This is a genomic window from Knoellia sinensis KCTC 19936 (assembly GCF_000768705.1).
GTDB classification, from domain to species: Bacteria; Actinomycetota; Actinomycetes; order Actinomycetales; family Dermatophilaceae; genus Knoellia; species Knoellia sinensis.
Map to the genome: position 1 here is coordinate 173,531 of NZ_AVPJ01000006.1, position 14,085 is coordinate 187,615.

General features: G+C 67.4%; 16 protein-coding genes. 11 read left to right on the forward strand and 5 right to left on the reverse strand.

The features are described from left to right. The first annotated feature begins 16 nt into the window (after positions 1 to 16). From N802_RS10030 to N802_RS10050, 5 genes are read left to right on the forward strand one after another with little or no spacing between them, the layout of a single operon-like run. On the forward strand, positions 17 to 1,303 hold the full coding sequence (locus N802_RS10030; RefSeq protein WP_035915549.1) for a cysteine desulfurase: 1,287 nt from the start codon (positions 17 to 19) through the stop codon (positions 1,301 to 1,303). Then, positions 1,303 to 1,776, forward strand: coding sequence for a Fe-S cluster assembly sulfur transfer protein SufU (gene sufU / locus N802_RS10035; protein WP_035915554.1), 474 nt, complete (start codon positions 1,303 to 1,305; stop codon positions 1,774 to 1,776). Before N802_RS10030 ends, sufU begins: the two co-directional genes overlap by 1 nt. Next, a complete protein-coding gene (locus N802_RS10040; RefSeq protein WP_035915558.1) occupies positions 1,773 to 2,102 on the forward strand; it encodes a metal-sulfur cluster assembly factor in 330 nt (109 codons plus the stop codon). Before sufU ends, N802_RS10040 begins: the two co-directional genes overlap by 4 nt. Before the next feature lie 9 nt (positions 2,103 to 2,111). Continuing rightward, complete coding sequence (locus tag N802_RS10045) at positions 2,112 to 2,645, forward strand: acVLRF1 family peptidyl-tRNA hydrolase (protein ID WP_035915559.1); 534 nt, start codon at positions 2,112 to 2,114, stop codon at positions 2,643 to 2,645. A gap of 27 nt (positions 2,646 to 2,672) precedes the next feature. Beyond that, entirely contained in the window at positions 2,673 to 3,032 is a 360-nt protein-coding gene (locus tag N802_RS10050; RefSeq protein WP_035915561.1) for a hypothetical protein, read from the forward strand. A 49-nt stretch (positions 3,033 to 3,081) separates the two neighbouring features. On the opposite strand, the gene ypfJ is transcribed toward N802_RS10050, so the two are convergent. Continuing rightward, positions 3,082 to 3,993: a KPN_02809 family neutral zinc metallopeptidase gene (ypfJ, locus tag N802_RS10055; RefSeq protein WP_035915564.1), complete on the reverse strand. Its 912-nt coding sequence runs from the start codon at positions 3,991 to 3,993 to the stop codon at positions 3,082 to 3,084. A 133-nt stretch (positions 3,994 to 4,126) separates the two neighbouring features. Between ypfJ and abc-f the strand changes: the two genes are divergently transcribed. Next, entirely contained in the window at positions 4,127 to 5,725 is a 1,599-nt protein-coding gene (gene abc-f, locus N802_RS10060; RefSeq protein ID WP_035915566.1) for a ribosomal protection-like ABC-F family protein, read from the forward strand. Between the two features lie 2 nt (positions 5,726 to 5,727). Here abc-f and N802_RS10065 read toward each other — a convergent pair whose 3' ends face one another. Continuing rightward, positions 5,728 to 7,113: a TrpB-like pyridoxal phosphate-dependent enzyme gene (locus N802_RS10065; RefSeq protein WP_035915569.1), complete on the reverse strand. Its 1,386-nt coding sequence runs from the start codon at positions 7,111 to 7,113 to the stop codon at positions 5,728 to 5,730. 242 nt (positions 7,114 to 7,355) lie between these two features. On the opposite strand from N802_RS10065, the gene N802_RS10070 reads away from it, so the two are divergent. Next, on the forward strand, positions 7,356 to 9,242 hold the full coding sequence (locus N802_RS10070; protein ID WP_035915810.1) for an ABC transporter ATP-binding protein: 1,887 nt from the start codon (positions 7,356 to 7,358) through the stop codon (positions 9,240 to 9,242). Positions 9,243 to 9,353: 111 nt separating this feature from the next. Then, complete coding sequence (locus N802_RS19450) at positions 9,354 to 9,998, forward strand: hypothetical protein (protein WP_052109762.1); 645 nt, start codon at positions 9,354 to 9,356, stop codon at positions 9,996 to 9,998. Positions 9,999 to 10,127: 129 nt separating this feature from the next. Here the strand turns inward: N802_RS19450 and N802_RS10080 are convergent, their stop codons facing one another. Then, positions 10,128 to 10,913: an SURF1 family cytochrome oxidase biogenesis protein gene (locus N802_RS10080; protein WP_035915814.1), complete on the reverse strand. Its 786-nt coding sequence runs from the start codon at positions 10,911 to 10,913 to the stop codon at positions 10,128 to 10,130. A gap of 32 nt (positions 10,914 to 10,945) precedes the next feature. On the opposite strand from N802_RS10080, the gene moaA reads away from it, so the two are divergent. Next, complete coding sequence (gene moaA, locus N802_RS10085) at positions 10,946 to 11,956, forward strand: GTP 3',8-cyclase MoaA (protein ID WP_035915573.1); 1,011 nt, start codon at positions 10,946 to 10,948, stop codon at positions 11,954 to 11,956. An 8-nt stretch (positions 11,957 to 11,964) separates the two neighbouring features. On the opposite strand, the gene N802_RS10090 is transcribed toward moaA, so the two are convergent. Continuing rightward, on the reverse strand, positions 11,965 to 12,180 hold the full coding sequence (locus tag N802_RS10090) for a hypothetical protein (RefSeq protein ID WP_425402474.1): 216 nt from the start codon (positions 12,178 to 12,180) through the stop codon (positions 11,965 to 11,967). Then, the gene (locus tag N802_RS10095; RefSeq protein ID WP_035915578.1) at positions 12,177 to 12,473 is read right to left on the reverse strand and encodes a DUF3099 domain-containing protein; all 297 of its coding nucleotides are present in this window, start codon (positions 12,471 to 12,473) and stop codon (positions 12,177 to 12,179) included. The genes N802_RS10090 and N802_RS10095 overlap by 4 nt, the downstream gene beginning before the upstream one ends. Positions 12,474 to 12,560: 87 nt before the next feature. Here N802_RS10095 and fabG point away from each other — a divergent pair, with 87 nt between their 5' ends. After that, complete coding sequence (fabG, locus tag N802_RS10100) at positions 12,561 to 13,274, forward strand: 3-oxoacyl-ACP reductase FabG (protein ID WP_035915582.1); 714 nt, start codon at positions 12,561 to 12,563, stop codon at positions 13,272 to 13,274. Positions 13,275 to 13,321: 47 nt separating this feature from the next. Further along, the gene (gene fabI, locus N802_RS10105) at positions 13,322 to 14,080 is read left to right on the forward strand and encodes an enoyl-ACP reductase FabI (protein ID WP_035915584.1); all 759 of its coding nucleotides are present in this window, start codon (positions 13,322 to 13,324) and stop codon (positions 14,078 to 14,080) included. Positions 14,081 to 14,085: the final 5 nt, after the last annotated feature.

Below are 14,085 nucleotides of genomic sequence, written 5' to 3' on the forward strand. Positions count from 1 at the left end.
AACCGAGGCTGTTCGTATGACCGCTGAGCCGTTCACCACAGAGGAAGTCGCCCGCATCCGGGCGGACTTCCCGATCCTCGCGCGCACAGTGCGCGCCGGGGCGCCGCTCGTCTACCTCGACTCGGGTGCGACCTCGCACAAGCCGGTCCAGGTCCTCGACGCGGAGCGAGACTTCTACGAGCGCCTGAACTCCGCACCACACCGCGGGGCGCACGCGCTCTCGGAAGAGGCGACGGCAGCATACGAAGGTGCGCGCGAGCGCATCGCCGCGTTCATCGGTGCGCAGGCTCAGGACGTCGTCTTCACCAAGAACGCGACGGAGGCACTCAACCTGGCCGCCTACGCGTTCTCCAACTCGCCGCACCCGGGCATCCCGGGCAGCGAGCGGTTCACGCTCGGTGCGGGAGACGAAGTGCTCGTCACCGAAATGGAGCACCACGCGAACCTCGTCCCGTGGCAGGAACTGTGCCGGCGCACGGGCGCGACGTTGCGCTGGATCCCCGTCACCGACGAGGGACGACTCGATCTGGCGACCCTGGATGAGCTCGTCACCGAGCGCACCAAGGTCGTCGCGGTCGTCCACGCGTCAAACGTCCTCGGCACCCTGAACCCGATCGAGACCATCGTCGAGCGCGCCCACGAGGTCGGCGCCCTGGTCGTCCTCGACGCCTGCCAGTCCGTGCCACACCTGGCCATCGACGTCGCCGACCTGGGCGTGGACCTGCTGGCCTTCTCGGGCCACAAGATGTTCGGGCCCAGCGGAATCGGTGTCCTCTGGGGCCGACGTGAACTCCTCGAGGCCATGCCGCCGTTCCTCACCGGCGGTTCGATGATCGAGACCGTCCGCATGGAGGGCAGCACCTATGCGCCCCCGCCGCAGCGGTTCGAGGCGGGTGTGCCGATGACGGCCCAGGCCATCGGTCTGGCTGCCGCAGTCGACTACATCAACGAGCTCGACATCAAGCGCATCCACGCGCACGAGTTGGCTCTCGTGGACCGACTGCTGGCCGGTCTCGCGACGCGGCCCTGGGTCACCGTCGTCGGCCCGACCGACCTCGAGAGCCGTGGCGGCACGGTCGCGTTCGTCGTCGATGGCGTCCACGCTCACGACGTCGGTCAGGTGCTCGACAACGCCGGCGTCGCCGTCCGCGTCGGTCACCACTGTGCTTGGCCGCTGCACCGTCGGTTCAAGGTGGCGGCGACGACGCGAGCCAGCTTTGCGGCATACAACACCGTCGACGAAGTCGACGCCCTCCTCGAGGCGCTCGACCGCGTCCCGCAGATCTTTGGAGTGGCCAGCTGATGGACCTGTACCAAGAGCTCATCCTCGAGCACTCGAAGCGCCCGCAGCACGCGGGCCTGCGAGAGCCGTTCGAGGCCGAGGTGCACCACGTCAACCCCACCTGTGGCGACGAGGTGACGATGCGCATCCACGTCACCGGCGAAGGCTCCGAGGCCATCGTCGAGGACATCTCCTACGACGCCCTCGGGTGTTCGATCAGCATGGCGTCGACGTCGATCCTTGCCGAGGAGAGCATCGGCCGTCCGCTGACCGAGGTCCTCACGACCTACGAGGCGATGAAGGCCATGCTCACCTCCAAGGGTGAGGACCCGGGCGACGAGGAGGTCATCGGTGACGGGGTCGCCCTCTCCGGTGTCGCCCAGTACCCCGCACGCGTCAAGTGCGCCCTCCTGGGATGGATGGCGTTCACCGATGCGTTGCACCAGAGCGGTCGCCAGGCCGCATTGACCCAGCTTGAGGAAGGAACGTCATGAGCGAGACCACCAACGCACCGGCCAACGTGGCCGACGTCGAGGAGGCCATGCGCGACGTCGTCGACCCCGAGCTCGGCATCAACGTCGTCGACCTCGGCCTCGTCTACGGCATCACCGTCGACGGCCAGAACCACGCCGTCATCGACATGACCCTGACGTCCGCGGCCTGCCCGCTCACCGACGTCATCGAGGACCAGACCGCGCAGTCGCTCGAGGGTCTCGTGTCGTCCTACCGCGTCAACTGGGTCTGGATGCCACCGTGGGGCCCGGACAAGATCACCGACGACGGTCGCGAGCAATTGCGAGCCCTCGGCTTCAACATCTGACCAAGGGCGATGAGCCGCACGGCCCGTCTTGTTGAAGTCGCGCCCGAGCGGTATGCCGCGTGGCGCGAGCGCTTCGACGCCGCCAATCCCGACGGCCCCCAGCGGGTCGTCGGGATCTCGCGTTTCGACGACCCCCACCTCGCCGTCGTGCTCATCAGGCGCGGCGGGTATGCCGTCGCGCACGTTCACGAGTCGTCTCTCGTCGCGCACAAGGTCGGGACCCGTCACGTCCAGTCGCGCACGGCCGCCGGGGGGTGGTCGCAACAGCGGTTCGCCCGTCGCCGCGGCAATCAGGCCGACGAACTCGTTCGAGCGGTTGCGGAGCACACCACGAGAATCGTGCCGGACGGCATACCGACTGCTCTGGTCGTCGGTGGGGACAAGTCACTGGTGAGGGACGTGCTCAGCGACCCGCGTCTGTCGTGGCTGGGGGAGTTGCCGCGCCGGGAGTTCCATGACATCGGTGACCCGCGCCGGGCCGTGCTCGACGAGGTCGTGCGGCGCGCGCGAGCCGTGCAGGTCGCCATCGACGACGGCCCGTGACCCGGGCGCTGGGGACATGATGGGGTGATGGCGAAATACACCGTGAATCGCAAGGCGGTGCGTCACTGCCGCGACCTCATCGCCGAGGGCAAGGTGGAGCTCGACAGCGACTGGGGTCGAGTCCAACCCGATGCCGACACCCAGAACGCCTTCCTCGAGGAACATGGCTGGTCTGACTACTCCGTCTGGCACCTCGGACTCACCGAGGGCGCTCACGACGAGACCAAGGCGCGCCACGCGTTCGTCTTCGGGGACTTCCGGAAGGTTCACCGCAGCGCCCTCATCGCCTGCGTCTACCGGGCCTCGGAGTGGCGGCACAAGGACGTGGAACTCGCGGCGCACCGATTGCTCCAGGAACTCGACAAGGCCTTTCCGGGCGACGACTGAGCCGCCGCGTCCGAGGACGCAGCGGCTCAGTGGGGACGAGTTGACCTGGTCAGGAGACCCGGTCGACGTTGAAGGTGTTGCACTGGTTGAGGTCACCCTTGCTGTAGCCCTGAAGGAACCACCGCTGGCGGGCCTCGGCCGAGCCGTGGGTCCAGGCCTCGGGGCTGACCTGACCCTGGGTCTTCTCCTGAATGCGATCGTCTCCGACCGCAGCAGCGGCGGAGAGGGCGCTCTTGATGTCCTCTTCGGTGAGCTCCTTGAGGAACGGCTTGCCATCGGCACCGGGGGTGGTCGAGGCGTGCTTGGCCCAGACACCGGCCAGGCAATCGGCCATGAGTTCAATCCGGACGGCGCCACTGTTCGGCCCTGACGGGTCCTGCTGCGCGCGTCCGAGGAGGCCGAGCTGGTCCTGGAGCGCGTGACCGTACTCGTGCGCGACGACGTACTCCTGAGCCAGCGCACCGCTGTCCGCACCGAACTGCTGGGTCAGGATCGAGAAGAAGTCGGCGTCGATGAAGACCCTCTGATCCAGCGGGCAGTAGAAGGGCCCGACCTGGTTGCTCGCCGTGCCGCACTGCGACTGCGTCGAGCCCGTGTAGAGCACGGTCTTGGTCGGCTGCCACTGCTTCTGGTAGCGGGGGAGTTCAGCGGTCCAGAAGGCCTGCACCGAGTTCACCGTGCCGATGACGCGGCATTGGACATCGGCGTTGGCGTCGGCGCCCGTCTTGCACTTCTCGAACTCCTCGCCGCTGGCCGTGGTGCCGTCGACCTGCTCCTGGCTGGTTCCCGTGGTGCCGCCGCCCGAGGGCAGGTCCGAAGGATTGATCCCGAAGATGAGCGCGATGATCAGCATGATGATGCCGCCGATTCCGCCACCGACGGCAATCCCTCCGGGTGCGCCACCGCCGCCACCGGACTCGACCTGTGAGGTATCGAGGCTGACGTCGTCGTTGAAGCTCATCTGTGGGCCTCCCGGTGGTGGGCGATTTTTCGTGCCTGACGCGGCGCAACCTAGACTAAACGTCCGAAGGCCCGCGGTGCGTCAGCGGTGCGCCTCTCTCCACCCGAAGTTCCCCCACCCACGAAGGACACCTGTGCTGACTGCTGCCTCGATCGAGCTGCGGGCGGGGTCGCGCCTCCTCCTCGACGGAGCGACCTTCAGGGTCGCAGCAGGCGACCGGATCGGCCTCGTGGGTCGCAACGGCGCGGGCAAGACCACGCTCACCAAGGTGCTGGCCGGCGTGGGCCAGCCGGCAGCGGGCAGCGTGCAGAGCACGGGCGAGGTCGGCTACCTGCCCCAGGACCCTCGCACTGGCGACCTGCACGTCACGGCCCGCGACCGCATCCTCTCGGCGAGAGGCCTCGACCGCATCGTCCGCGACCTGCGCGCAGCAGAGAGGGCGATGTCGGAGGAGACGGGCGAAAAGCTCGACAAGGCGATGCGTCGCTATGCCCGCCTCGACGCCGAGTTCGAGTCCGCCGGGGGCTATGCCGCCGAGTCCGAAGCTGCGTCGATCGCTTCCGCGCTGTCCCTGGAGGAGCGGCACCTCGACCAGACCTTGGCCACCCTGTCGGGTGGTCAGCGCCGACGCATCGAACTCTCCCGCATCCTCTTCTCAGGTGCGGAGACGCTGCTCCTCGATGAGCCGACGAACCACCTCGACGCAGACTCCATCGTGTGGTTGCGCGACCACCTCAAGGGCTACAAGGGCGGGCTCATCGTCATCTCGCACGACGTCGACCTGCTCGACACGGTCGTCAACAAGGTGTTCCACCTCGATGCCAACCGATCCGAGCTCGACATCTACAACCTCGGGTGGAAGGCCTACCTGCAGCAGCGCGAGACGGATGAGCGACGCCGGAAGCGCGAGCGCATGAACGCCGAGAAGAAGGCGTCGGTGCTCATGGCGCAGGCGGACAAGATGCGCGCCAAGGCGACCAAGACCGTTGCGGCGCAGAACATGGCCCGTCGTGCCGAACGACTGCTTGCCGGTCTGGAGTCCGAGCGGGCGAGCGACCGTGTGGCCAAGCTCCGGTTCCCGGATCCTTCACCGTGTGGCAAGACCCCTCTTCGGGCCAGTGGGCTCTCGCGTTCGTACGGATCACTGGAGATCTTCACGGACGTCGACCTCGCCATCGACCGTGGCTCCCGCGTCGTCGTGCTCGGGCTCAACGGCGCCGGCAAGACCACCTTGCTGCGGATGCTCGCGGGCGTCGATGCCCCTGACACGGGGCAGGTCGAGCCGGGCCATGGCCTGAAGATCGGCTACTACGCCCAGGAGCACGAGAATCTCGACGTCGACCGGTCGGTGCTCGACAACATGAAGTCCGCAGCTCCTGCGCTCGGCGAGACCGAGGTCCGCAAGGTCCTGGGTTCATTCCTTTTCACCGGCGATGACGTCGACAAGCCTGCGGGGGTGCTCTCGGGCGGTGAGAAGACTCGTCTGTCGCTCGCGCTCCTCGTCGTCTCGTCCGCCAACGTGCTCCTGCTCGACGAGCCCACCAACAACCTCGACCCGGCCTCACGTGAGGAGATCCTCGGCGCGCTGCGCACCTACAAGGGTGCCGTCGTCCTCGTGACCCACGACGAGGGCGCGGTCGACGCACTCGAACCGGAGCGGATCCTGCTGCTGCCAGACGGTGTGGAGGACCTCTGGGGTCCCGACTACAAGGACCTTGTCACCCTCGCCTGATCTCAGACGAGGACCTGCGGCAGTCGGCTCAGAGCCTGCGCCACGGACTCCTGGAGCTCGGAGTCCTCCCAGGTGTGGTCGGTGAGGGATCCCGTGAGGTAGGCGTCGTAAGCAGCCATGTCCACGTGACCATGACCCGACAGGGCTGTGAGGATGACCGGCGACTCACCGGCCTCCGTCGCCGCGTTGGCGGCGTCGACGGTGGCGGCGAGCGCGTGCGTGGCCTCCGGCGCCGGGATGATGCCTTCGCTGCGCGCGAAGAGGACTCCGGCAGCGAAACAGTCCTGTTGTCCCTTGGCGACCGCCTCCATGAGGCCCTCCTCCACGAGGTGGGAGATGAGCGGGCTCATGCCGTGGTAGCGCAACCCACCGGCGTGGATGGGGTCGGGAATGAAGTCGTGGCCGAGGGTGTGCATCTTCATCATGGGGGTGAGTCCGGCCACATCGCCGAAGTCATAGGCGTAGACACCTTGGGTCAGGGTCGGACAGGAGGCGGGTTCGACCGCGCGGATGACCGGTCCGGCACCTCCAGCCGCCAACGTCTCGCGAATGAAGGGGAACGTGAGGCCACCGAAGTTCGACCCGCCGCCGGTGCAGCCGACAATGAGGTCGACCGACTCGTCGATCTTGGCCAGCTGGAGCAGGGCTTCCTCACCGATGATCGTCTGGTGCAGCAGGACGTGATTGAGGACTGATCCCAATGCGTAGTTGGCGTTGGGGTCACCAGCGGCCGCCTCAACCGCCTCGCTGATGGCCACCCCCAGAGACCCGGGGGAGTCCGGGTGCTCGGCCAGTACCGCCCGCCCGGCCTCGGTGAGGTCCGACGGGCTGGGATGGATCGTGCCGCCGAAGGTCTCGATCATCATCTTGCGGTAGGGCTTCCCGTCGTAGGAAGCACGTACCTGCCACACCTCGCACTCAAGACCGAACTGAGCGCAGGCGAACGCCAGGGACGTGCCCCACTGGCCGGCCCCCGTCTCGGTCGTGAGCTTCTTGATGCCGGCCTTGGCGTTGTAGTAGGCCTGCGGCACAGCGGTGTTCGGCTTGTGTGACCCCGCAGGCGAAACGCCCTCGTACTTGTAGTAGATGCGCGCCGTGGTGCCGAGCGCCCGCTCCAGGCGGTGCGCCCGGAAGAGCGGCGACGGCCGCCAGAGGCGGTAGACGTCCTGGACCTCCTCGGGAATGTCGATGTAGCGCTCGGTGGAGACCTCCTGGAGGATGAGGTCCATCGGGAAGATCGGGGTGAGGTCGGCGGGTCCTATGGGTTGTCCGGTCCCCGGGTGCAGCGGGGGAGGTGGAGGTGTGGGGAGATCCGCCAAGATGTTGTACCAACGCGTCGGCATCTCGCTCTCGTCGAGCACGACCTTGTGTTGCGGGACCTGAGCCACGGCATTCCCCTTCGTCCTGGGTCGCGCCAGTGCGACCAGAGGTCATCGTCGCTGGCTGACCTGCGGGCGGCGAGAGGCGTCCCACATCGCGGAGACATCGAGGACGGTCTCGGGAATGCGGTGTCGGTGGGGAGTGGTTGAGTCGAGATGGCGCGAGGTGAGTGATTTGACCTCACGCGCACTTGAGGATCGAGGATGACGGACATGACGAGACCCCACGAGTCGACGACGGCGGCGGCACGATGAGCATGGCCGGATGGCAGGCGATGCAGAGTCTGAGCAAGGACTCCAGTGTCAAGACCAAGGACCTGGCACCGGGGACGGCTCGCCGAGTGCTGACGTATGCCCGCCCCTATCGAGGGATCATCACCGGATTCCTCACCCTCGTGGTGATCGACGCCATGCTGATCGTCGCGACGCCGCTGCTGCTCAAGAGCCTCATCGACGACGGGATCTATCCCCAGGACAGGGGCGTCGTGATCCGGCTGTCACTGATGGTCGCCGGTATCGCCGTGGTCAGCGCCCTGGTGACCCTGGTGTCACGATGGCTGTCGTCTCGCATCGGTGAGGGTCTCATCGTCGACCTCCGGACCCAGGTCTTCTCCCATGTGCTGCGTCAGCCGATCGCCTTCTTCACTCGCGCGCAGACCGGGGCGCTGGTGTCGCGCCTCAACAGTGACGTCATCGGAGCCCAGCAGGCGTTCACCTCCGTTCTGTCGAGCGTCGTGAGCAACGCTGTCTCCCTCGTGCTCATTATCGGCGCCATGCTCGTCCTTTCCTGGCAGCTCACCCTCGCCTCGCTCATCCTCGTCCCGCTCTTCCTCCTCCCGGCCCGCACGATGGGCGGTCGGCTCGCGTCTCTTGCGCATGATCAGATGGGTCTCAATGCCGACCTTGGCACTCGGATGACGGAGCGCTTCAACGTTGCCGGCGCCCTGCTCGTCAAGATCTACGGCAACCCGGAGGTCGAGAACAGCGAGTATGCCCAGCGAGCCACGAGGGTCCGGGACATCGGCGTCCGGATCGCCGTCAACCGATCCATCTTCTTCGTCGGGCTCACCCTCGTCGCGGCGTTGGCTACCGCCCTGGTCTATGGCTTCGGTGGTGTCATGGCGGTCGAGGGTGCCCTGTCGGTCGGGACGTTGATCGCGCTCACAGCTCTCCTGGCCCGGCTCTACGGCCCCCTCACGACCATCTCCAACGCTCGGGTCGACGTCATGACCGCGCTCGTCTCCTTCGAGCGGGTCTTCGAGATCATCGACCTCGAGCCACTCGTCGCGGAGGCACCCGACGCAACGCCCATCCCGGCCGGCCCGGTGCGGGTGGACCTCGACCACGTGGGCTTCGCCTACCCGTCGGCCGACGCCATCTCCCTGAGTTCGCTCGAGTCCTCGGCCACAGGTGATCGGTCCGCGGGCGACACGGTCCTGGAGGACATCGACGCGACCATCGAGCCGGGGCAGTTGGTCGCTCTCGTCGGACCCAGCGGTGCTGGCAAATCCACTCTCACCTCACTCGTCGCGCGCCTCTACGATCCCACCAGCGGAGCTGTTCGTCTCAATGGCTCCGATCTGCGCACCGTCACCCTCGAGTCGCTGCGCGACACCGTCAGCGTGGTGACCCAGGAAGCCCACTTGTTCCACGACACGATTCGGGCGAACCTCCTGTATGCCGCGCCCGCGGCCACCGAGGCCGAGATGGAGGCTGCACTGCGCGCCGCTCGTGTGTGGGACCTCGTGGACCGACTTCCGGCGGGTCTGGACACCGTCGTCGGTGATCGGGGCCATCGCCTCAGTGGGGGAGAGAAGCAACGGATCGCCATCGCGCGGCTGCTGCTCAAGGGCCCTCGCCTCGTCGTTCTCGACGAGGCGACCGCACACCTCGACAGTGAGAGCGAGGTGGCCGTCCAGCGAGCCCTGGATGCCGCTCTCGCGGGTCGCACGGCGCTTGTCATCGCGCACCGCCTTTCGACGGTCCGACACGCCGACGTCATCCTCGTCCTTGATGGCGGTCGCATCGTGGAGCGTGGCACGCACGCCGAACTGTTGGCCTCCGGAGGGCTCTACTCCGACCTCTACACAACACAGTTCGCCGAAGGCCCGACCGTCTCGGTCAGGTCCGGGACCTGAACTCACCAGCGACCCATCCACGCACACGCCCCGACCAAGGTGGCAGGATTCCGGTTCGGGTGGCGCGGCCTGCGCCGCCGTCTGGGGAATCATCTTGGGAGGAAGTCACACATGCCACGTCACATCGCGCGTCGTCTGTCCGGCGCAGCCGCCGGGTTGGCGCTCGTGGGTGCCTCGGGGATCGCCTTTGCCACCGCGGCGCAGGCAGACCCGAACGCGAACATCACCATCTGTCACGCCACGGGGTCCGCATCGAACCCGTTCGTCGTCATCAAGGTCGACGCCGCGTCGATCGTCAAGCAGGGGCACGACCAGCACCAGAACCGGCGCGACGTCATCCCTCCGTTCACCTATGTGGCGGAGAACAGCGGTGCCACGGTGTCGTACCCCGGCCTGAACTGGCACGACAACTGGGAGACCAACGGCGAGGGCGTCGCCATCACGAAGCCGAAGAAGACTGACTGTGTCGCCCCGGGTGGCACGACGCCTCCGGGTGGCACGACGCCTCCGGGTGGGACGACGCCTCCGGGTGGGACGACGCCTCCCGGTGGCACAACCCCTCCGGGTGGGACGACGCCTCCGGGTGGCACAACCCCTCCCGGTGGCACGCCAGCTCCCACCGGCCCGATCGTCGAGACCGACATCGTTGACGACTCCGGGGTGAGCCTCGGTCTTGTCGGAGGCGGGGCTGCGCTCCTGCTCGCTGGTGCCGGCGCGGCAGCCGCGGTGGCGCGTCGTCAGGGTATGCACTCCTGATCCTGCATTGACCCCTGCGGGGGCCATCGGATCGCTGCCCTCGTCCCGGATGCAGATCCGGGACGAGGGCAGCCCCGTCCCGGATCTGCACACGCGAGGGGGATGTTCACGCGGGGGGGGCGACGACGCCTAGAAGTCCTCCTCGTCCCAGATGCGCACCTTCTTGGGCTTCGCGGGACGGTCAGGATCGGCTTCGCGCTGCTCACGGCGCAGCCCGAGCCAGATGAGGATGAGGCCCACGGGCATCGAGAGCCACCACTGGAAGGCGTAGGCCTGGTGCGGCCCCAGACTGCGGTCGGGCTCCGCGAGCCGTTCCGGTCGAGGAGGCGTGGAGCCATCGGGGAGTCGTTCGGCGTCGAGAGTGACATAACCGTTCAGCAGTTCTCGGTCCCAGGCGCGCTCGAGGTCGGGAAGGGCGATGCTCGCCACCTGCCCTGCCGGGAGGGACTTGTCCTGGGTGCTCTCCAGTGGACGTACCCACCCCACCACCGTGACGTCCCCCTCGGGTGGCGGAGCCACTTCAGGGACAACCGCGGCCCCGCGGTCCGAGTTTGCGACCCAGCCGCGGTCGACCACCACGGTCTGCCCGTCCGCGAGTTCGAGGGGTGCCAGCACCTCGTATCCGAAGACACTGTGGTTCGGTCGGTTGCGCACGAGCACCTGTGGTCCGGCATACCGACCCGTCGTCGTCACACGCGTCCAGTCGTCCGACCCGCGGTCCACTGGACGGTCGGTGAGGATGCTGGTCGCCGGCACGGGGTCCGCGCGGTAGTGCGCGTCGAGCAGGGCGTTGCGCTCCACCTTGAACTCGTGGCGGCCGTACTGCCAGTGGCCCAACTGGTAGGCCGCGAAGGCAAAGACGATGGAGAGTGCGAGAGCGCCCAGCCAACGCGGGGTGAGCAGACGCCGTAACACGGACGTCACGGTACCCGGCATACGCTGGGGTCATGTCCACAGCCCTGCCTGCGCCACGACTGGTCGACCGTTTCGGTCGAGTCGCGCGTGACCTGCGGGTCTCGGTGACGGACAGGTGCAACCTCCGGTGTCGCTACTGCATGCCGGCCGAGGGACTGCCGTGGATGGCCAAGCCCGAGATGCTCACCGATGACGAGCTCGTCCGCCTCGTCGGCATCTTCGTGGGTCTCGGTGTCGAGCAGGTCCGTCTCACGGGCGGCGAACCCCTTCTGCGGCGTTCTCTCACTGATGTGGTGGCACGCATCGCCCAACTCCAGCCGAGGCCGCGCATCGCCATGACGACGAACGGTGTCGGTCTGGTGCGACTCGCCGCACCCCTGGCAGCAGCCGGCCTGGACCGGGTCAATGTCAGCCTCGACACGGTCGACCCCGTCGAGTTCGCCGACCTCACACGCCGAGACCGGCTGGCCGACGTCGAGGCAGGACTGAGCGCGGCTCGCGATGCAGGACTGGTGCCCGTCAAGGTCAATGCCGTCGCGATGCGCGGCATCAACGACCACTCTGTGGCCGACCTGCTCGCGTGGTGCCTGGAGCGCGGATACGAGCTCCGCTTCATCGAGCAGATGCCGCTGGACGCCCAGCATGGGTGGGATGCTTCCGACATGGTCGGTGGCGACGAGGTCCGGGCCCGACTGTCCGAGCGCTTCGCCCTGACTCCGCTCCCAGCCACTGACCGGGGGAGCGCGCCTGCCGAGCGGTTCCTCGTGGACGGCGGTCCGGCCACCGTCGGCATCATCGCCAGCGTCACCGCGCCCTTCTGCGGGGCCTGCGACAGGACGAGGCTCACGGCAGACGGTCAAGTCCGCAACTGCCTGTTCTCGCAGCGCGAGACCGACCTGCGTGGCCCCATGCGTGACGGGGCCTCGGACGACGAGCTGGCGGCCCTGATCACGGGGGAGATGTGGCGCAAGGCCAAGGGCCATGGCATCGGGACGCAGGGCTTCGTCCAGCCTCTCCGCCCCATGAGCGCGATCGGCGGCTGAAAGGCGGATCAGCCGGCGTCGGGCGGAATGGCGTCGACAGACACCGTGTCGCACAGGAAGCCGCGGAGCGAGAGGAAGTCGCCGAGGCTGACCCGGTGATCCTCACAGGCCAGCCACACCTTGCGTCGGTCCTGCGTGTGCAGCTTCGGGTTGTTCCAGAGGAGTGCCCACAGCGCCTCCTGGCGGCAGGCTTTCGCACTGCAGACCATGTCTGAGCGGGTCACTTCTCGAGCTGCTCACGGTGGGGTGTTCGAGGAGTCACGGGCGACAGTCGCCCGGCTGTGCGTGGGGCGCGTGCGTTGGCGAAAACCACGGCGATGTAGGGCAGCACCACGGCCAGGAAGACACACGTCCATCGCACCCAGCCCTGTGTGACGACGGCGAGGAAGAAGCAGGTCGTGCGGATCCCCATGGTGACGAGGTAGTGCTTCATCCTCGCGTTGATGTCGTCGTCAGCCTTCGACCGCACACTCGTCACCGACTGCACCGCCGGCTCACCTCGCCGCGTCGTGCTCACACCCCCACTGTACGTCCGGTTCCTGAGCGTCCAGGAGGGACATGGCGATGCTGGCTACCCACGGGTAGTCCACTAGCGTCAGGCGCCATGAGCCAGCCACGCAACGTCCTCGTCACCGGCGGCAACAGGGGCATCGGTCAGGCCATCGCAGAGGCGTTCGTCGCGGCTGGAGACACCGTCGTCGTCACCTCCCGAAGCGGCGAGGCACCCGACGGACTCACTGCAGTCACCTGTGACGTCACTGACACCGCGTCCGTTGATGCGGCGTTCGGCGCGGCGGAGGAGATCTTCGGGGGTCCTGTCCACGTGCTCGTCGCCAACGCGGGGATCACCAAGGACGGCCTCCTCATGCGCATGAGCGACGACGACTTCGACTCCGTCATCGATACCAACCTCGCGGGCGCCTTCCGGTGCGTCCGGCGTGCCAGCACCGGGATGATCAAGGCCCGCAACGGCCGGATCATCCTCATCTCCAGTGTGGTCGGCCTGTATGGAGGCCCCGGTCAGTCCAACTACTCCGCGAGCAAGGCTGGACTCGTCGGCCTGGCTCGCTCGGTGACCCGAGAACTCGGCGGTCGAGGAATCACCGCCAACGTCGTGGCACCCGGATTCATCGAGACGGACATGACCGCAGCGCTCCCGGAGGAGACCCAGAAGGCCTACAAGGCCGGCATACCGGCTGGTCGTTTTGCGCAGGCCACCGAAGTGGCGGCTGCGGTGCGCTTCCTCGCGTCCGATGACGCGGCCTACATCTCGGGTGCCGTCATCCCGGTTGACGGCGGCCTCGGCATGGGCCACTGACACTTCCCATTACATCCCGCGTCACCACTCGAAGGAGAACGACCCCGATGCTGCTCGAGGGCAAGAAACTGCTCATCACGGGAGTCCTCATGGACTCCTCGATCGCCTTTCACGTTGCCAAGCTGGCGCAGGAGCAGGGGGCCGAGGTCGTGCTCACCTCCTTCGGCCGCACCATGAAGATCACGTCGACGATCGCGAAGCGGCTGCCGTCCACGCCACCCGTGGTCGAGCTCGACGTCACGGACACGGAGCACTTGGCCAGCCTCGCCGAGCGCCTCGGCGAACACGTCGACCATCTCGATGGGGTCCTGCACTCCATCGGCTTCGCCCCGCAGGGTGCCTTCAACTTCCTCGAAGGCACCTTCGAGGACGTCTCGACAGCGATGCACGCATCGGCGTACTCGCTCAAGTCCCTGGCCGTGGCGGCGCTCCCGCTGATGAGTCCTGGAGCATCGGTGGTCGGGCTGACGTTCGACGCCAAGTTCGCCTGGCCCGTCTACGACTGGATGGGCGTTGCCAAGGCAGCCTTCGAGTCCACCAACCGCTACCTCGCACGCGACCTGGGGCCGAAGGGCGTGCGGTGCAACCTCGTGGCGGCCGGGCCGATCAGGACGACCGCGGCGAAGTCGATCCCGGGCTTCCAGACCTTCGAGGATTCCTGGGGCGAACGTGCACCCCTGGGTTGGGACGTGAACGACGCAGTCCCCGCCGCAAAGGCATGTGCCGCGTTGCTGTCCGACTGGTTCCCCGCGACGACGGGCGAGATTGTCCACGTCGACGGCGGCGTACACGCGATGGGCTTCTGAGCCCG